The organism is Nostoc sp. C110, from assembly GCF_043099725.1.
Lineage (GTDB): Bacteria > Cyanobacteriota > Cyanobacteriia > Cyanobacteriales > Nostocaceae > Nostoc > Nostoc muscorum_A.
The window spans coordinates 1,658,799-1,677,929 of the sequence record NZ_CP171148.1; the positions used below are offsets into that span (position 1 = coordinate 1,658,799).

Consider the following 19,131-nt stretch of genomic DNA (forward strand, 5'->3'; position numbering starts at 1 on the left):
AGAAAGAAAAATATATAAGTCTAGATTTTTAATTTTGTGGCACGGCTTTTCCCCCTCTCCAAACCTCTCCCCGTTGGCGTTAGCCTGCCGTTAGGCAAGCGGAGAGAGGCTTTGAAACACCGTTTTAGTTTTTCTCTACTTGTATAAAACCACCCTAAAAAAGGCTACGGTGTACACACAAGTCTTTAAAAGTTGCCCCACAAGCTTTTGATCTCCCCAACCCTCCTTAAAAAAGGGGGCAAAAACCTCTCAAAGTCCTCCAATTTATCGGAGGATTTAGGAGGAGCTACAACATTTTGGTTTTCTAGAGAGATGTGTACACCGTAGCTAAAAAAGGGGGGCAAAAGAAGCTCTCAAATCACTAACGTACTAGCACTCGACTACGGGGGCCGATCGCTTGTTTGGGTGAAGCGGGTATTGTGCAGCTATTGGTAGAATCCTGTGAACAAGCAGCTTGAGCAAGGGTTGCAGGGTTAACCATTACTTGATTACCCTCTAAGGAATTACCGTTACTGAATTCCATATTCGGTGTAGTAGAAAGTGACGGAGAATTACTCCTTGTAGCTGTCGGGGAAGCGATCACACTTCCATTATCAACTACTGGTGTAACAGTGAATTCATTTCCACCATCAACTATTGGTGTAACAGTAAATTCGCTTCCACTATCAACTATTGGTGTAACAGTGAATTCACTTCCACCATCAACTATCGTTGGCAGAGTAGATGTACTACCACCGCTAATTACTGGCGGGGGAGTAGGTGTACTATCACCACTAACTACGGGTGCTGGAGTAGGCGTGTTACCACCAACGGGTGTAGGAGTTATGAGGGTTGCATTTGCAGGTACTTTGATGGTTATCCTCGCCAGGGGGGAGTTAGTCATTTCCAAAGAAGTAACCTTTGGCGAACCTGGGATATCGGACTTGAAATCAAAGACAGTGGGGGTTGCGCCACCATTGCGATCACTATATCTGACTCCATATCCACTCACTTCAAAGGTTCCCTGATATTGATTTCCGGTTTTTGGATCGGTGACAGTACCAGTGTATAAGGCTTTTGTGAGATTAAATTCATCCTGAACTACTCCTTGAAATGTGGTTCCTGCTAATCTTCCCTGATATTTATAGGGTGTTAACTCACCGCCAGAGAGAATTGGCGAATTCAGAACGCCATTAAAGGAGACAATCGGAATGCCTTTAAAGTCAACAAAGTAATGCAAACTACCATCAGAGCGTGTTTGTACCTTCACATAGTCTGACTTGTATACAGGAACGTAATTAGGATTGTTCTTAGTACCTAAATTCCGTGAGTAAGTTCCCGCGTCATCTGTATCAACACGAGTCGTACTGCCATTGAAATTAGGATTAATGCTGGGAAGCTGGATAGTACCTGATAATGTACCAGTGCTTTGAATGGTGATTTGAGCAAAAGCACTTGTTCCAGATGAGGCAATGATAACTGCGGCTAAACTGCTGCTGCTAACAACTGCACAACCCAATTTAGTTAATGAATCTAATTTCATGAAAAATTTGCTCCTTTAATCACATATAAAAAAAATACGCGCAGCTTTTCGTTCCTTTTATTAGGCAATGCAAGCATTTCATACTGAATTGGTCAGTACGAAAATAGCGCTTTTTATTACATTTTCATCAGTATAAAGTTAAAACCGGAAAGTTGCTCTTAATGCTCCAACGACTAAAGTATCGTTAGCAGCATTGTGATCGGGATTGAAAATGACGAATAAGCCTGGAGTCAGGGCAATATTGTCGCTCAACTGGGCGCGGTAAAAAAGTTCTACGTGAATTGATGTGTCACTACGTCCACCTGCTGTTCCCCCATCAGAAAAGTTGGGGAAATTGAAGCCATCGGGTAAAGTACTCGAAGTAATTTTGGGCGGTTGTCCGACGAGAACGCCCCCTAAATTTCCAGGACGCAGCAAATTGGGAAAGGCCGCGAACACCATCCAGTTTGTAGTTTCTACACTTCCAGGAAGGTTGAATGGTTTAGAAGAAGTAAAGCCACCCCAACCGCCCAATTGCAAGTTAGGGTTAATTCGCCAAGCAACCGTCGCGCCAATGGCTTGAGTATCAAAAGCTGTTGCATCTGCAAAAGGCGAAATCAGTTGAGAATCGCCGATACCACCTCCTAATAAGCCATCTGGGGAGTGGGAATAAAGATAATGTACGCCGATATCGATGTTATCGGTGGGTGCTAAACTTAACTGAGCGCCAGCAGTTAATCTACCGCCGAATAGTCCGCCCTGGTTGATATTGCCAGAAAAACTAGGAATTTCTGCACTATAAACGCCTTGTAAACTGATGCGATCGCTAATTTGCCAATCAAAGCCTATACCGCCAGTGCCGTTGCCAATACTTAAAATCGGGTTACGCTGACCAAATAGAGAAATTGCACCGTCGCTAGAACCTTCTAAAGGACTAATACCTCGAAAGGTGTTAATGGGGTTGACTCCCGCCGTACCTACGACAATTCCCAAGTTATCCGAGACGACAAATCGATAAGATAAGTCACTAATAACTAGATTGTTGTCTGTATTTGACTCGAAACCCAACCGCCCCATATTGGTAGATAGCAACGCTGCATTAGAACCCAAATTACCCGCAGACAAGCCTGTTAAGAGCAAATCTCGTCCTGTAAATGAAGTTGCTAAGGTTAGTTGGGTGCTACTTGTAAAAGTCAGATTGGTTTTTCCCTGACGTTCAGGGACTCCATCTCTAGGAAACAAATCCACATCGGGGCTATTGGTTCCCTGAACGCTAAAAACGGCTTGACCAAATAATCTGGTAGTTGTGGAAAACTGATTGGCTTGTAATTCAGTAGTCCGGTTTTCTACAGCCTCAACACGCTGCTGTAATTGCTGCAACTCTGCTTTAAATTCGCTTTGCAACCTTTGCAGCAGGATTAAATCTTCACTATTAACAGTATTAATTTTATTATTAGCGTAGGCGTAGCCCGCACTTCTCTGCGAGACGCTCCGCGAACGGCTGCGCTCAGTGACCACCGCAGGCATCGCTTCGTTAATCTTCTCTAAACAAGCATTTAAACCAACCGCAAATTCATAACGACTGATAGTGCGGTTTCCCAGATAATTCCCATCGTGGTATCCCGCAATGCAGCCATAGCGTTCTACTAGAGATTCCAAAGCATCAAAAGCCCAGTCGGAAGGTTGTACGTCTTTAAGTTGTGACACCGATGTGACTTGAGACATTTGGTTGTCTGAGTCAGGAGGCTGAGAAGATAGAGAGAATTCTTCTGTATTTTCCTGGTTCTGTGCAACTTCTGTGACAGCTTGAGTATTTTTTAACTCAGGTAAATTAGGGGAATTTATAAATTGAATTTTTTCTCTGCTTTTTTTAAGTATATTTTCGTACTTATACTTTATAGCTGATGAAGTAGTTATATCTGGCTGCACAAATTCAGGTGGTGTAATTTCAGCAGGCGATAGAACTTGAGATAAATTTTCTTGTGTTGACTGCTGCACCAGATTATCTGGCGTGATTACAGGCTGTTCTGGTAAATTAAGGGCAGAGATTGGCCCTGTTGCTAGCACACCCGCCATCAGTAGACTAATATCACTCATGGTATTTCATTTGACTTGCACCAATATTTCTTTTGACAGACAAAGTTGGTGTATATCAGGAAAATTTATGAAAAAAGAGTGATAAAAATTACTATGACTGGGGTGGAGGCAGGGGAGCAGGGGGACAAGGGGGAATGGCAGTAAGAAAAGCTGAAACCTCCTTGCTGGAATGGTGTGGGAGGTGTGGGAGGTGTGGGAGGTGTGGGAGGTGTGGGAGGCAATGCAGCATTTGTTGATATGCAGTTATTCAATTTCTCCTCTTTCTCCCCACACTCCCCACACTCAAAAAGCAAGTTATATCAGGGCTTTGCGATTAACAAGCGTGCCATTCGGGACAAGAGGTGAGAACTTGAAATAAGTCTTTCCCCTTGTCCCCAATTCTCCTTGTCCCCAAGTCCTCTTCCCAATTCCCAATTCCCAGATAAATTATTCTGGCTGGCTACAATACTTATTCATCTGATTGACTAACGTATCTGACTGCTTGCCAAGAGTTGTAGCTGTTGTCAGTGCTGAGTCAATTTCGGTTCTAGCCTTTTGGATTTTTTCTCTACCCGATTCTGAAGCTTCTGCTGTCTTGGTTGCACCAAGCGCTCTACCGGCTTTGGCGATCGCTTGACTAAGATTCTGAAAAATATTGACAAAACCGCTTTGATATTCTTTTAGCTTGGGATCTTTTAAATTCAGTTCCTTAATCGATTTAGTCACAAATTCTAAATCTTTAGACAGTTGTATGCTGGTGATGACTTGCCTTCCTTTATTGTTATCAATCAGAGAAGTTCCGGCATTTACAACTCGAATCAGTCGCTGGCACTGAGAAACTTTATTTTCGCTGCAACTGGTAACGAACAAAGCGATGCTCAGGCTAACAGGAGCAATAACAGTATATTTATGTAAAACAGACATTAACACCCCAACAGCAATAAAACCCAAAATATAGTATCTAATATTACGGGCAATGGGCAGAGAGAATAGTGGATGATTCTTTAAACTCCACTTCTGTGCCCATGCCCGAATGACACTAAGATAAGCGCAAACCCCTTATTAACTGGCTTTTGAGTGTGGGGAGTGTGGGGAGAGAAGGGAGAGGGGGGAGAGAGGGGAGAGAGGGGAGTGTGGGGGGTCAGATTTCTTCCCCATCCTCCCACACCTCCCACACATCCCACACCTCCCACACCTACCTCAGACAAAGGTTTCACGTTTTCCTAGTGCCATTGGCCCATGCCCCAATCTCAAATTACCAATCTATGGGCAAACCTAACTGGTCTAAAGTAGCACCATCTTGCAAAAGTGGCTGAATATTGCTATCTATTTGAATTCGACCACCAGAAAGCACCAAAGCGCGTTGCGTAACTCTACCTAACCAATGTAGATCGTGGGAGGCAATTAACATCACCTGGACTGGTAACTTTAACAAAACTTGCGCTAAATGTCGTCGCCATGCTGGATCGAGACCGTTAGTCGGCTCATCCAAAATTAGAATTGTCGGGTCTAGGGCTAAAATTGAGGCTAGGGCAGCAAGGCGTTTTTGCCCACCAGAAAGTTCGTGGGCAGAACGATTAGCGTAGGCTTCTAGTCCGAAATCAGCTAATAACTGCCGGGCGCGATCGCTAGCCTCGGCTGGTGACATTCCGTAGTTGCGTGGGCCAAAGGTAATATCTTCTAAGATGGTGGGCATAAATAGTTGGTCGTTGGCATCTTGAAAGCTAAAGCCAATTTGACGACGTATTTGGGGTAGAGTTTTAGGCTCTAACGGGATGCCATTAATGATAATTTTCCCCGTTTGGGGTTGTTTTAAGCCGATTAAGTTCTCTAGCAAGGTGCTTTTTCCAGAACCAGTTGCTCCCATCAAGGCGACGCGATCGCCTTTATTCAAAGTAAAAGAAATTTCTTGTAATACTGGCTCCTGGCGAGAATAGGCATAGACCAAGTTCTCAACTTCAACGACAGTTGCGTGGGGGTTATGGGTTGGTGGTTGGGGATTAGATGTTAAAGATTTCAAGATTCACAAACTCAATATTGCGGAGTGAGGATTGGGTTAAATTTTGTAAGAAGTTAGGGTTACAGTAGCAGCGATCGCACAAGCTAGTAATACGGCAAAACGCTCTTTCGGTCTGAGAGGAGAATCGATGGGCAATTGCCCGTTGTAACCGCGAATTACCATTGCCCCATAGACTCGTTCTGCCCTATCCAGACTGCGGAGATACAAGGCTCCAATCATGGCAGCACTGGCGTAGCGCAACCATCCCGCCGTTCCATTCAGACCACGTAATTGAGCGCTGCGCTGCATCCGGGTTACTTCTGAGAGCAAAATTTCCATATATTGCCCAGCTAACAACAAGTTTTCCTTTAAAGGTGCTGGTACGGGTAAGCCTTTCAGGGCTATACCAAAGCTGTGGGGCGGTAAGGTTAACAAAAAACTATTCATAGTAACTAGACAAACCAGCGAACGAAGCAGTAAAAAGCTGGCTCTTTCCCATCCCAAAGGCAAGGCTAGCAATGACAAAAAAATCAATTCTGTACCGAGTAATCCTCCCAAGTGGCGAATTGATACGCGCAACAGCCAAGCCCACAAAAGTGCGATCGCGGCATATACACCTAAGCAATACCAAGCATGATATTTTAGTAGCGCTGCTCCCACCACAATCACTAGAGACAGCTGCAAACGTAATGGCAAAGAAAGTTTAAGCATTCTTCGGTTTCACCACCTTGGCAATCCCAAAGGCTACAGCAAAGCAAACTGTAGCTCCCATAAGTCCAGCGATACTAGTACCAATTGGCCCCAAACCCTTAATACTATAGTCAGCTAAGGGAGTCGGCACAATTACCCGGACTTTCGCAGCTAAATCAATGAAACCTGTATTTTCAGCGACTTTTTCCAAACCATCAGGCCAGGCTGAGGCAAAGAGTGACAGTACTCCTGCAATCAAGAAAATGGTGACAATAGGCACTGACCAGCCACGAAATTCCTGCTGTTCCCCTGGTAATAAATCTGGTCGGGCTGTAGCTAAATAAGTCAGTACACCCCCAGTAATTATCCCTTCGCCAATGCCAATCAAAATATGCACGCCAGTCATAGCTGGTAAAACTATGGCTACAGGTGCAGTACCAGAAAGGGCTAACTCAATAGCACAAGCTATAGCAGCTACCACTACACTTACGCCAGCAGCTATACCAGCAGCTAGGGGTAAACGCCCTTTAAATCCCCCCAACAGCCGTTGCAAGGTTTGGGTTAAAATCCAGCCTACCCAAACACCAACTACTGCCATATTGAAAATATTTGCTCCCAAGGCTGTAATGCCACCATCAGCAAATAGCACAGCTTGAATAATTAAAACTGTGGCAATACACAACGTTCCTGCCCACGGACTACCCAAAACGATCGCAGCTAAGGTTCCTCCTAGTAAGTGACCACTAGTACCTCCAGCTACCGGAAAATTGATCATCTGGGCGGCAAAAATAAAGGCAGTGGTTAATCCCAGTATGGGCGCACGACGGATACCAAAAGCTTCTTGCGATCGCTCGAAGGCAATAAAAAGTGCTGCTACACTGGCTAAACCAGTAGCCCCTGCCACCGGAACAGAAACAAATCCATCAGGAATATGCATGATCTACCCTGTATTTTTTAGATGTTTATTTACTCAATACCAGCAATAAACAAAGGCATTAGATTAATAACAAACAAAATTTTCACCTTTTTTGCAATGCCCTCTTGGGGGATTTTATGCTGTTACTTTTGAGAGATTTACAATCCAATGGCTGCTAAATAGTATACTTAATTTACACGAATATTAATTTTTGTTAATTTTATTTTTATATATCTCGATAAATTCTTGAAAAAGTCCAAATCTCTTGACTTTAAGAAGCTAATATGTATCTGATTGGGACATTCTGAATGCCAAAAAGCTTGCTAGTATCGTGCTTTTTATCTATGAGGCTACTACACAAACATTTTGGATTTTGAATTGCTTTCTAGCTCTTATGGTTGATATGAGAATCGCCATTTCAAGAGGGTTTCATTGATTTTAACTACATTTTTTATGGCGACACAGCATTACTATGACCTAAAAATATTTAACTATATAGCTAAATATCAAGGTAATTTAGCTGTATTCAATAATAACTCAAGATTCAGAATTCCATTAATTCTTAATCTGTACTCATTACTTTTTTGTTGACCACCAATTTTAAAATTTGGTAAACTAGTATTTTTTTAACTTATAGTCATTAACCAACTAATGATTTTAGATTAGTATAACTAATATAACAATCTAAAAAAGTCTTTACATAGTCTCGACCAACTGTATATTTGCTGACTTCGCTGGCTTAATGGTACAGTATTGATGATTTTTTGGGATAAAAAATTGTGTAAGCGTTGATACGTAACACAAAATAGTGGTTAAACTTAAAATTCAGTTGAAGAAGGCAGAAGGCTTAATTTAGAAGGGGTTTGAATCCCCTCCTAAATCGGATGAAACTTAGCTAGCGCGTCACTAATGTTAAATAATCACAACGAGGGATTTGAGATTTTGATTTTTGTTCTTAGATTTTAGAACGAACTTAAATCTCAAACGTCAAATCTACAAATCCATTTGTATAAGGTCTAGCAATGAGAGTTATTTTCAAAGGTGCATTTTATTTTTACAAAAAAATTATCTCGTTGCTACCTACATCTACTGACCCTTGTGTACAGATTGTAGATACTAGTTCTGCCTCAAAACAAAAGCACTGGTATAATTATTGGCAAGCTCGCCTTCCACCTTCCTGGCTTCACCCTTTGCTGATTTTGATGTGGTTGCTCATCGGCATTAGCTTACGCCTAACTAACTTGACAACAAAGTCTCCTTGGACTGATGAGTTTTCCACCTTAGTGTTTAGCTTGGGTAACAATTTTTTATCAGTACCCCTAGATCAGGCGATCGCACCTGATATCTTATTACAACCACTGCAACCCAACCCAGCAGCTAGTATTGGTGATGTCATCCATAACTTAGCTACACAAGATAGTCATCCACCTCTGTATTTTGTGCTGGCTCACCTGTGGATGAAACTATTTCCTAGTGAAGGAGGATTAGTATCGCTATTTGCAGCGCGATCGCTACCTGCGATATTCGGTGCTGCCTCAATCCCGTGTGTTTACGTATTAGGTAAAGTAGCATTTCGCTCGCGATTAGTAGGACAATTGGCTGCTGCCATGATCGCAGTATCACCCTACGCCGTATTTTTAGCACAAGAAGCACGTCATTATACTTTGGCAATGTTATGGGTGATTGGTTCTCTCACCTGCTTAGTAATTGCCACACGTCATATTCAAAACCGCACACCTTTACCTATATGGGTAGCACTTTCCTGGGTAGCAGTTAATGCTTTAGGTATTGCTACTCATTATTTTTTCACCTTCACCCTCTACACAGAAGCCGTAGTTTTGATTTCTCTGGCTTGGCTTCAATTGCAAACTAGCACCAAATTTTCTCTCCTCTTCTCTTCTCTCTGGCGGCGAATTTATGCCGTTGCGGTAGGTACTTTGGTGGCGGGTTTAATTTGGATACCAATCTTATTAGAGAACAAAAATCGTGGGATTTTGACCGAGTGGATTCGAGGTTCGCGCGTTGGACTAGATTGGTTAAGCCCAATTTTTCAAGCTTTAGGAACATTGATTGCAATGATTTCTCTATTACCAGTTGAATCTTCACAGCTATTGGTGGTGATTCCTTCTGGAATAGTGATGCTGACTTTCTTTATTTGGGCAGTACCAATTTTGCTGCGTGGGATCAAAATTCAACTACAGCATCCAGAAAACCGGATTATGATTCAGGTGTTTATTGGAATTGCGGTTAGTGCGATCGCTTTATTTTTGATCTTTACGTACTTTTTGGGTATTGACCTGACCAGAGGCGCTAGATATAACTTTGTTTACTATCCTGCGATCGTTGTCTTGCTAGGCGCAAGTCTCGCAGTTTGTTGGCATCCCCCCAAGGAAATAAAAAGCATAGGTAAATGGGGAATAAACGGTAAAAAAGCCGTGATATTAATTTGGCTAATGGGATTTTTTAGTGCAGTCACAGTAATCTGCAATCTCGGCTATCAAAAATATTATCGCCCTGACCTGTTTGTGCAACTCATCCAACAAATATCCCCAGTACCAGTACTGATTGCCACTACTCACAAAAGTTATATACACACTGGGGAAATGATGGGAGTAGCTAGGGAGTTGAAACTTGCCAATTCGCCCCAAAATTCTTTGTTTCTCCTTGCCCATCAATATCAAGATCCGAATACTTCCACCATTGCTCTAGAAAATACCTTAAAGACGCTACCACGACCTTTTGATTTGTGGTCGGTAAACTTTCATGCCCCAGTAGCAGAAGCTGTCAAAACATGCGTCGCTGATACTAAATCTTTGCCAAGCGTAGACGGGTACGAATACGAACTTTATCATTGCCAATAAGAAGCAGGGGGCAGGGGGAAGAGAGGCAGGGGAAGCAGAGGGGCAGGGGAAGCAGGGGAGGCAAGGGGGAAAAGGAGGAATTATTGAACAAGTCTCTCTCCTCTTCCTTGTCTCCCTTGTCTCTTCTTCATGTTCAATGCCCAATGCCCAATTCCCAATCCCCAATGCCCAACGTAGATGCATCTTGTGGAAGTTCCTCAAAAATCGATATCCATAGGAGACTAGAGAAAGAAGAACAAAATATATGTGATACGTTTTCAAGCACTGAAGGCTGTAACTACTTTAAGGAGGATTTATGCGTGCAGTACTAATGGCAGGGGGTTCAGGAACGCGGCTTCGCCCGTTAACTTGCGATCTGCCCAAACCGATGGTGCCAATCCTAAATCGACCAATTGCCGAACATATTATCAATCTTCTCAAACGACATCAAATTACAGAAGTTATTGCGACATTGCATTATTTACCTGATGTCTTGCGAGACTATTTTCAAGATGGCAGCGATTTTGGTGTTCAGATGACTTATGCCGTCGAAGAAGATCAGCCTTTGGGTACAGCAGGCTGTGTGAAAAACATTGCCGAACTTTTGGATGAAACTTTTTTAGTCATTAGCGGCGATAGCATAACAGATTTTGACCTCACGGCTGCGATCGCATTTCACAAACAAAATAAGTCAAAAGCTACTTTGATTTTGACCAGAGTTCCCAACCCAATTGAATTTGGAGTGGTGATTACTGATCAGGAAGGACGAATTAGCCGATTTTTAGAAAAACCCTCTAGTAGTGAAATTTTTTCCGATACCGTCAACACTGGTACTTACATTCTCGAACCAGAAATTTTAGAATATCTACCAGCAAACGTTGAATGTGACTTTTCCAAAGACTTATTCCCCTTACTGCTAGCAAAAGATGAGCCAATGTATGGTTACATCGCTCAAGGTTATTGGTGCGATGTTGGTCACTTAGATGCCTATCGGGAAGCTCAGTATGACGCATTAGATCGGAAGGTAAATCTCGATTGCGCCTACAAAGAAGTTTCTCATGAGTTATGGGTAGGTCAAAATACTTACATTGACCAGACGGCTGTGATTGAAACTCCGGTTGTGATTGGTGACAATTGCCGTATCGGTGCAAGAGTGCAGATTGAAGCCGGAACCGTAATTGGCGATAACGTTACTATTGGCGCTGATGCCAATCTCAAACGTCCGATAGTGTGGAATGGGGCTTTTATTGGCGATGAAGCACATCTTTCTGCCTGTGTGATTTCCCGTGGCGCTCGTGTAGACCGCCGCGCCCATGTATTAGAAGCTGCTGTTGTGGGTTCGCTTTCCACGGTGGGAGAAGAAGCCCAAATTAGCCCAGGTGTGCGCGTTTGGCCAAGTAAAAAGATTGAGTCAGGGGCAGTTTTAAACATTAACTTGATTTGGGGCAACACCGCTCAACGAAATTTATTTGGGCAACGTGGTGTGCAAGGATTAGCGAATATTGACATCACCCCAGAATTCGCCGTGAAATTGGGATCTGCTTACGGTTCTACCTTGAAACCTGGTTCTAAGGTAACGGTTTCCCGTGACCAGCGTAATGTCTCTCGGATGGTGACGCGATCGCTCATTGCTGGTTTAATGTCAGTAGGTATTGATATTCAAAACCTCGATGCTACTGCTATCCCCATTGCCCGCACGGTTATACCCACAATGTCGGTAGCTGGTGGTATCCATGTGCGAGTCCACCCCGATCGCCCTGACTACATTCTGATTGAATTCATGGATGCTAAGGGGATTAATATTTCCAAAGCCCTAGAAAAGAAAATCGAAGGTGCTTACTTTAAGGAAGATATGCGGCGGGCGCTAATTCATGAAATTGGTGATGTATCTTACCCCAGCCAAGTCATGGAGCGCTACTGCACTGCTTTTGAGAAACTTTTGCATGTTCATACACTTCGCAACAGTCGCGCAAAAGTGGTGATTGACTATGTTTATGCGGTATCAGGGGCAGTTTTACCCCAAATGTTGGATAAATTTGGTGCTGATGCAGTGGTACTGAATGCCAGTGTCAATAAATCGGCAATGTCAATCACCGATCGCGAAGGACTGCTAACTCAGTTAGGTCATGTAGTGGAAGCATTGAAAGCTAACTTTGGCGTGCAAGTCTCAGCTAATGGAGAACAGCTGATTTTAGTTGATGAATCAGGCTACCCAATTCGTGGGGAAACTTTAACAGCACTGATGGTAGATATGATTCTGACGGCTAACCCCAGAGGAACGGTAGTAGTGCCGGTTCATGCTTCTAGTGCTATTGAACAAGTCGCCCGTCGTCATGATGGCAGGGTAATTCGCACCAAAGCCAACCCTACAGCTTTAATGGAAGCTTGTCAAAAAAATCCGAATGTGGTTTTGGGAGGTAGTGGAGAGACTGGTTTTATTTTCCCGCAACTGCATCCGGGATTTGATTCTATGTTCTGCATTGCGAAGATCATTGAGATGTTGACTATACAGGAGCGATCGCTTGCTGCTGCGCGGTCAGAATTGCCCCGTGTAATTCACAAAACTTATACAGTCCGTTGTCCGTGGACAGCCAAGGGTGCTTTGATGCGTTACTTGGTGGAAACTCACCCAGCCCAAAACCTAGAACTCATTGATGGAGTGAAAATTTGTCAACCTTATGATGATAGTTGGTTGTTAGTTTTACCAGATGCTAGCGAACCACTGGTGCATCTGTATGCAAATAGCAACGATCGCGAATGGGTAGATGAGACTGTGAGAAACTACCGTACCCGTGTTCAGAGTTTTGTGGAAAGACAACAAGAATATCAACCAGCAGAAGTGTAATTCGTAATTCGTAATTCGTAATTAAATAATTCAATTACGAATTACGTTAGCGAATCCCAAGCTTCATTACAATAAATAACGAATTATGCCGAGATGGGTTCAAAATTATCATTGGACATTCTGACATTCGGGTAAATTTTTGCCTACATATTTGCAATCAAAATAAATTAGAGCTTCCCTAGTAGAGGTGAATGCTCTAGTTGTCGAGTAAGCGTCACTGTTTTGACTTGCTTCAGATGACCAAACTTTCAAATAGTAATCATTATTATCAGTAGCCCATAATTCATAACGGTAATCACCTCCTGAACCCTGACTAGTTAAATAGTCAGCTAGCGCTTTATTTGATGCAGACAACAAGCTCAATACCGTTAAAACAGGAATTACAGCTACTTTTATTATTTGGATTAATTTCATAAATGCACACAAAATTTACTCTCTCTAGCTTCTTTGACCGATGTAGCTTTTGAAACCAGTAAATATCTTGAATGTTGTGTGAGGATATCGTAAGCCATTTACAAGAAGTCGGTTTGTAGCCTACTCCTCAATACAGTTTAGATAAGACCAAAACACTTGTAGAGACGGCGATTTATCGCCGTCTCGAAAACCAAAAATTTTTGCCAGTAGCCATTTGAACCGTATTGCCCCGCTCCTGATTGAGTTGGAATGAAGCGCCGCCCGCTTTTCCGGTTTATTCCCTGAAATCCTTTACAAAACTTAATTTAGTATAAATGATAAAAACTATCAATAAATTTGGTAGGATATCTCCAAGCTTATTGAGATAGATATTCATTAAGCTAAAAATATATTTCAACAAGCAAGGCCAATAAGTATCCTTGCGTAAATTATTGCGTTCCAAATTCATATACAGGTGGCAATATGTCAAAAAAAATCGGTCTGTTCTACGGTACTCAAACTGGCAACACTGAATCTGATGCTGAAAAAATTCGGGATGAGTTTGGTGGCGATCTTGTGACATTACATCCCATCTACGAGGCGGATACTACCACTTTTGATGAGTATGAATTGCTGATTATTGGCTCTCCAACTTGGGATATTGGTCAACTTCAGAGCGATTGGGAAGGCTTTTATTCCGATCTGGATGAAATAGATTTTAGCGGTAAGTTAGTTGCCTATTTTGGTGATGGAGATCAATATGGCTATGCCGATAATTTCCAGGATGCAATGGGAATTCTAGAAGAAAAAATTTCCCAGCGCGGCGGTAAAACTGTTGGTTACTGGTCAACAGAGGGTTATGAATTTGAGAATTCTAGAGCTTTGAAAAATGGCAAGTTTGTTGGTCTGGCACTTGATGAAGGTAGTCAATCTGATCTTACAGACGAGCGAATTAAAACTTGGGTTGCTCAGTTGAAAACAGAATTTGGTTTGTAGAAATTAGGGGCTTACAGCTAGCTGTAAGCCCCTACTATTGGTAATTTAGAAATTATAGGTAATTTATGTCTGATTCATTTGATGTTCTGTGGTTAAATGCAAGTCCTATTTTGAAGCGTTTTGATAAACCGTTACTTGATTACTTATCTGGGTATATGAGAATTGCCCAGTGGGAATACCAACAAACCAAAGATGAAGCGAGTTCTATAGATCAAGCTGTGGAGTTGCTGTATGATTTTTTAGAATGGCGCGATCGCCCCGTACATTTAGCGGGACATGGGATGAGTGGTGCGATCGCTTTAACCTTTGCTCGGCGATTTCCCCAAAAAGTGCGATCGCTAACTCTCCTGGCTGTAGCAGCTCAACCTGCAAACAATTGGCAAGCTCACTATTACTTTCAACGACAACTTTTTAGTATCAGCCGTGAGCTAGTTTTAGCAAGCACCGTTCGTAGTCTTTTTGGAAATCAACCAACTCATACCACTAAGAAGTTAGTAGCTGCCTTAGATAAAGATTTAGAACAATCTCCCTCACAACACTCTTTGTTTAAGTTGGTTTATTTACCCAAGGGTGGAGTTTCTATGCCAATGATGGTATGTGGTAGCAAGAGCGATCCGGTAGTCAACCCAACTGTATTGCATGACTGGTTCAATTGGTTGAAGCCAGAAGATAAACTCTGGGAATGCCCACAAGGGTATCATTTTTTTCACTACTTCTATCCTCAACAGGTTGGCGAAGAGATTTTGAGTTTTTGGAAACGCCACCCTTCGCATTTGCTAGAGGCATCTGCACTATCTTTTAGCACTTCTACAAATTAAGTTAAGACTAGAGAGATTCTATGTGAGGCTACGCTTGATTCACGTAGGGGTAATTCATGAATTGCCCCTACAGCCTGTAGTTTTGCATAACTCTTATAAGCGCATTTTGTACCATTTCGTTGTGAGGTTGCGCCAAACCCTTTTAACTTCTTCTTTCTTTCTTTGTGTCCTTTGCGTCCTTGGCGGTTCGTTTTCTTTCTAATACTTAAATATGGTTTAGCGCATCTTCATACAGAATCGGTATTGAAACAGAAATGGTATTAGATCCCCTCTACACAAACCTAAAATCCATTAGCTTACATCCCGATTTTTGGAATTAGCAACTTGGGTTTGGTAGTGCCGCCATTTTTCCTGTTGACGCGCTCTTTTCTCCTCGGTGAGGCTATCAAAACAATAGGCACAGGAGATACCCTGCTCATATTTTGGAGATATTTTATCTTCTTCAGAAATTGGATACCCACAACAGAAACACAACTCATAACTCCCTTCCTGCAACCCATGACTGACAGCTACCCGTTCGTCAAAGACAAAACATTCACCTTGCCATAAACTTTCTTGTGCCGGAACTTCTTCTAGATACTTGAGAATGCCGCCTTTGAGATGATAAACTTCTGCAAAACCTTGGGCAAGCATGAAAGATGAAGCCTTTTCACAGCGAATGCCACCTGTACAAAACAAGGCAACCTTTTTGTGTTTAGTTGGGTCGAGGTTCTGTACCACATAATCGGGAAATTCTCGGAATGAGCTAGTTTGGGGATTTTCTGCTCCTTGAAAAGTACCGATATTCACCTCATAATCATTGCGAGTGTCAATCACAGTTACTTCTGGATCGCAAATCAAATCATTCCATTCTTGGGGACTGACATAAGTGCCAACTTTCTCAGTTGGATCAATTTCAGGCAACCCCAAAGTGACAATTTCTGACTTCAACCGCACCTTCATCCGCTCAAAAGGTGGAGTTTCAGTATAGGACTCTTTGTATTCTAGGTCTGCTAAACGGGGGTCACTACGCAGAAACCAGAGAACAGAATCAATCGCCTGACGCGAACCCGCAATTGTACCGTTAATGCCTTCTTGTGCCAACAAAATTGTCCCTTTGACACCTTGCGCTTGGCAGTAAGACAGCAGAGGATCTCGTTTCTCGGCAAAATCTGGCAGCTTGACAAATTTATACAATGCTGCAATAATCTGAGTGTTTTCTGAATTCATCCCTTTAGTAACAAAATAATATAAGTTACAATAGCAACGTCAAACGAAGTTGCCTGCTATTTTAATTTTATGGGGGTTTAGCTCAGTTGGTAGAGCGCCTGCTTTGCAAGCAGGATGTCAGCGGTTCGAGTCCGCTAACCTCCATTGGATATAATTTATCTCAAGTACGATCGCTAGTAATACCCAAATAAAACACACCTCAATCAAAATCCCTTAATCTAGTACGGAATGGGGTTTGGCAATTATTAGGCGAAAAGTTAAGAGATAGGTAAGTTAGTATTACATCCAATCGTCTTATTTTGAAAGCTGTACTTAAGTTAGAAAAATCTCTATATCATGAAGTCAACTGTTACCTGACAAAACGTAGGTAATTTTGAGGTTCAAAATTTGCGGTTGAATTTGTTAGCAATGACAGCAGCCTTAACTAAATCTTCCGCAATAATATTTTTGTTTTGGAGTTATAATCCACATTCCACACTTTAATCGGTAGTATTAACACTTGATTTACTGGTTACAAAATGTGGAAAGATGGGACGATAAAGTGTTGCTACAATAAACGTCTTAGTTGGTATCATCCAGAGGCAGTTAATCAAAGTTTGACTTATCTATACTTTTAGGGGGTTGTTTGAAAAAGCGTCCATTAGGGTTAGTGGCAATTGTTGTCTACAAATCATTTGCTGCCTTGCTACTTATGGTTACTTCTATTGCTTTATTATTGACATTAAAAAATTATCAAACTCTAGAGGCTTTCTCAGAAAATTATGTTTTAGAAGGTAAATCGATAATTATTGATTGGATTTTAAAGAAAGTTATCAACTTAAATCCTAGAACTTTGGCATTTAGCGGCATTGGAGCAGGAGTTTATGCTATTGTTACTACTATTGAAGCCCTTGGTTTATGGTACGAGAAGCGTTGGGCCCATGTCTTGGTATTGGGGCTTGTCGGTATCAGTATTCCACCAGAAGTTTATGAATTAATTCGGGGAATATCTCTTATAAAAATATTCATCTTTTTGTTAAATCTAGCTGTATTTGGATATTTACTCCGAAATTTTCCTAAACATTCAAAGTAATTTTTTATTCGATACTTAGGATATATATATTTAGGAGTTACGGAATAACGAACCACAGAGGCGCAGAGGACGCGGAGAAATAAGAGTTTGAGAGATATTTTGCGTAAGTCCTAATATCTTTGAAGAGTTTCTTAGTGCTGAGTCTTGATTAAGAAGTAGTACTTGTGAATCTTTTCACTCAGTACGTTGTACAATCGCTAAAAACACAATCTGGAGAGCGACTTGCCTAGATCGATTCAGTCTACTCAACCACCACTGAAATTTATTACTCAACGGTTTAATCCGTTGGTACTCCAGATTGTTCGGTGGTTACTGCCGATCGCACTACGGTTTCGCACTCGCCCTTGGCTAACGGCTGGGATTGTCGGTATTGAAGCCCAAAATGTTGAGGTATTAGCTGAACTTTATCAACAATTCCAGGCTGGAAAAATTCGCTTTTTGTTAGCATTCCGTCACCCAGAGGTGGAAGATCCTCTGTGTATGCTGTATTTGCTTTCTCGCATTGTGCCACGAGTTGCCCGTGAGGAAGGTATTTTGCTGCAATCCCTTGTTCACAGTTATTTTCTCTATGACCGGGGTATGACGGTTTGGGCTGGAAATTGGCTTGGTTGGTTATTTTCACGGGTGGGAGGTGTGCCGGTTCATCGCGGTAGACGACTAGATCGGCAAGCGATCCAAACTGCACGGGAGTTGTTTGCTAATGGCGAATTACCGATCGCAGTAGCACCAGAAGGCGGTACTAATGGTCATAGTGGTATTGTTAGCCCACTAGAACCAGGCGTTGCTCAAATGGGGTTCTGGTGTGTAGAAGATTTACAAAAAGCCAGTCGCACTGAAACTGTGATTATTGTGCCGATCGCTATCCAGTATCGCTACGTCGAGCCACCTTGGTCTAAACTGGATTGGCTGTTGAGTAAGTTAGAAACTGATAGCGGCTTGGCAGTTAAGGAAATTGATCGGGGCACTCAAGAAGAGATTTACTATCAACGCCTCTGTAGGTTGGCTGAATATCTTATTACTGAGATGGAAGAATTTTATCGTCGCTTCTATCATCAAGACATCCCAAAAACCAGCTCAACTGATGAATCTGCTAGCCCAAATCAGGTATTAATTGCCCGGCTTCATTGCTTGCTGGATAAGGCTTTACAAGTTACTGAGCAATATTTTGGAGTTCAGGCACAGGGTAACTTTATTGACCGTTGTCGCCGCTTGGAAGAGGCTGGTTGGAATTACATTTACCGAGAAGATTTGCCAGATATCAATGCTTTACCACCCTTTAAACGCGGTTTGGCAGACTGGATTGCTGAGGAAGCAGACTTGCGAATGCGGCACATGCGGATAGTGGAAAGTTTTGTTGCAGTCACAGCTACTTATATTCAAGAAAAACCGACAGCAGAAAGGTTTGCAGAAACAGCGTTACTTGTATTCGATATGCTTTCTCGAATTCAAGATACAACACTTCCAGGGCGACCTCGCTTAGGTTTGCGAAAGGCACATATCACTGTGGGAGAGCCAATTTCAGTTACTGAACGCTTTCGCAATTCTCAGGGCGATCGCTATGCAACTAGACAAGGTGTAAGCGATTTGACAAAAGATTTGCAAATTGCTTTAGAGAAGATGATTAACTAGGCGTAATTGAAGCAGGCAGGAGGCAGGAAAACTCCCGGATTTCTCACGATACTGTAGGCAGGGGAGTGTGGGGAGTGTGGGAAGTGTGGGAGGTAAGATTTCTTCCCAGACCTCCTCATCCTCCCACACCTCCATTTCTTCCCCATC

14 protein-coding genes and 1 tRNA gene are annotated in these 19,131 nt (G+C 42.4%); 7 read left to right on the forward strand and 8 right to left on the reverse strand.

What is annotated here, in order from left to right:
* Window positions 1-361: 361 nt before the first annotated feature.
* From ACFFRD_RS12785 to ACFFRD_RS12810, 6 genes are all read right to left on the reverse strand, one after another.
* Entirely contained in the window at window positions 362-1,522 is a 1,161-nt protein-coding gene (locus ACFFRD_RS12785; RefSeq protein WP_392481842.1) for a hypothetical protein, read from the reverse strand.
* Between the two features lie 138 nt (window positions 1,523-1,660).
* The gene (locus ACFFRD_RS12790; protein WP_392481843.1) at window positions 1,661-3,598 is read right to left on the reverse strand and encodes an iron uptake porin; all 1,938 of its coding nucleotides are present in this window, start codon (window positions 3,596-3,598) and stop codon (window positions 1,661-1,663) included.
* Between the two features lie 426 nt (window positions 3,599-4,024).
* Window positions 4,025-4,501, reverse strand: a complete 477-nt coding sequence (locus ACFFRD_RS12795; RefSeq protein ID WP_190963311.1) for a hypothetical protein — start codon at window positions 4,499-4,501, stop codon at window positions 4,025-4,027.
* Between the two features lie 331 nt (window positions 4,502-4,832).
* On the reverse strand, window positions 4,833-5,597 hold the full coding sequence (locus ACFFRD_RS12800; RefSeq protein WP_392481844.1) for an energy-coupling factor ABC transporter ATP-binding protein: 765 nt from the start codon (window positions 5,595-5,597) through the stop codon (window positions 4,833-4,835).
* Between the two features lie 36 nt (window positions 5,598-5,633).
* Window positions 5,634-6,287, reverse strand: coding sequence for an energy-coupling factor transporter transmembrane protein EcfT (locus tag ACFFRD_RS12805; protein ID WP_185581015.1), 654 nt, complete (start codon window positions 6,285-6,287; stop codon window positions 5,634-5,636).
* Complete coding sequence (locus tag ACFFRD_RS12810) at window positions 6,280-7,203, reverse strand: energy-coupling factor ABC transporter permease (protein WP_163937680.1); 924 nt, start codon at window positions 7,201-7,203, stop codon at window positions 6,280-6,282. The genes ACFFRD_RS12805 and ACFFRD_RS12810 overlap by 8 nt, the downstream gene beginning before the upstream one ends.
* 1,001 nt (window positions 7,204-8,204) lie before the next feature.
* On the opposite strand from ACFFRD_RS12810, the gene ACFFRD_RS12815 reads away from it, so the two are divergent.
* Both ACFFRD_RS12815 and ACFFRD_RS12820 read left to right on the forward strand, forming a co-directional pair.
* Complete coding sequence (locus tag ACFFRD_RS12815) at window positions 8,205-10,043, forward strand: glycosyltransferase (protein WP_392481845.1); 1,839 nt, start codon at window positions 8,205-8,207, stop codon at window positions 10,041-10,043.
* A 295-nt stretch (window positions 10,044-10,338) separates the two neighbouring features.
* Window positions 10,339-12,867, forward strand: a complete 2,529-nt coding sequence (locus tag ACFFRD_RS12820) for a sugar phosphate nucleotidyltransferase (RefSeq protein ID WP_392481846.1) — start codon at window positions 10,339-10,341, stop codon at window positions 12,865-12,867.
* A 108-nt stretch (window positions 12,868-12,975) separates the two neighbouring features.
* On the opposite strand, the gene ACFFRD_RS12825 is transcribed toward ACFFRD_RS12820, so the two are convergent.
* Entirely contained in the window at window positions 12,976-13,281 is a 306-nt protein-coding gene (locus tag ACFFRD_RS12825) for a hypothetical protein (protein WP_392481847.1), read from the reverse strand.
* A gap of 462 nt (window positions 13,282-13,743) precedes the next feature.
* Between ACFFRD_RS12825 and fldA the strand changes: the two genes are divergently transcribed.
* Together fldA and ACFFRD_RS12835 are read left to right on the forward strand one after the other, a co-directional pair.
* Window positions 13,744-14,256, forward strand: coding sequence for a flavodoxin FldA (fldA, locus tag ACFFRD_RS12830; protein ID WP_392481848.1), 513 nt, complete (start codon window positions 13,744-13,746; stop codon window positions 14,254-14,256).
* Window positions 14,257-14,321: 65 nt separating this feature from the next.
* Window positions 14,322-15,074 (forward strand): alpha/beta fold hydrolase, encoded by a 753-nt coding sequence (locus tag ACFFRD_RS12835; RefSeq protein WP_392481849.1) that lies wholly within the window; start codon window positions 14,322-14,324, stop codon window positions 15,072-15,074.
* 291 nt (window positions 15,075-15,365) lie between these two features.
* Here the strand turns inward: ACFFRD_RS12835 and ACFFRD_RS12840 are convergent, their stop codons facing one another.
* The gene (locus tag ACFFRD_RS12840) at window positions 15,366-16,283 is read right to left on the reverse strand and encodes a rhodanese-related sulfurtransferase (protein WP_392481850.1); all 918 of its coding nucleotides are present in this window, start codon (window positions 16,281-16,283) and stop codon (window positions 15,366-15,368) included.
* 71 nt (window positions 16,284-16,354) lie between these two features.
* On the opposite strand from ACFFRD_RS12840, the gene ACFFRD_RS12845 reads away from it, so the two are divergent.
* The 3 genes from ACFFRD_RS12845 (at window position 16,355) to ACFFRD_RS12855 (ending at window position 18,984) form a co-directional block, all read left to right on the forward strand.
* Window positions 16,355-16,427: transfer RNA gene (locus tag ACFFRD_RS12845), tRNA-Ala, on the forward strand.
* 481 nt (window positions 16,428-16,908) lie between these two features.
* Window positions 16,909-17,355, forward strand: coding sequence for a DUF2127 domain-containing protein (locus tag ACFFRD_RS12850; RefSeq protein WP_392481851.1), 447 nt, complete (start codon window positions 16,909-16,911; stop codon window positions 17,353-17,355).
* 222 nt (window positions 17,356-17,577) lie between these two features.
* Window positions 17,578-18,984: a lysophospholipid acyltransferase family protein gene (locus ACFFRD_RS12855; RefSeq protein WP_392481852.1), complete on the forward strand. Its 1,407-nt coding sequence runs from the start codon at window positions 17,578-17,580 to the stop codon at window positions 18,982-18,984.
* The last annotated feature ends 147 nt before the right edge of the window (window positions 18,985-19,131 follow it).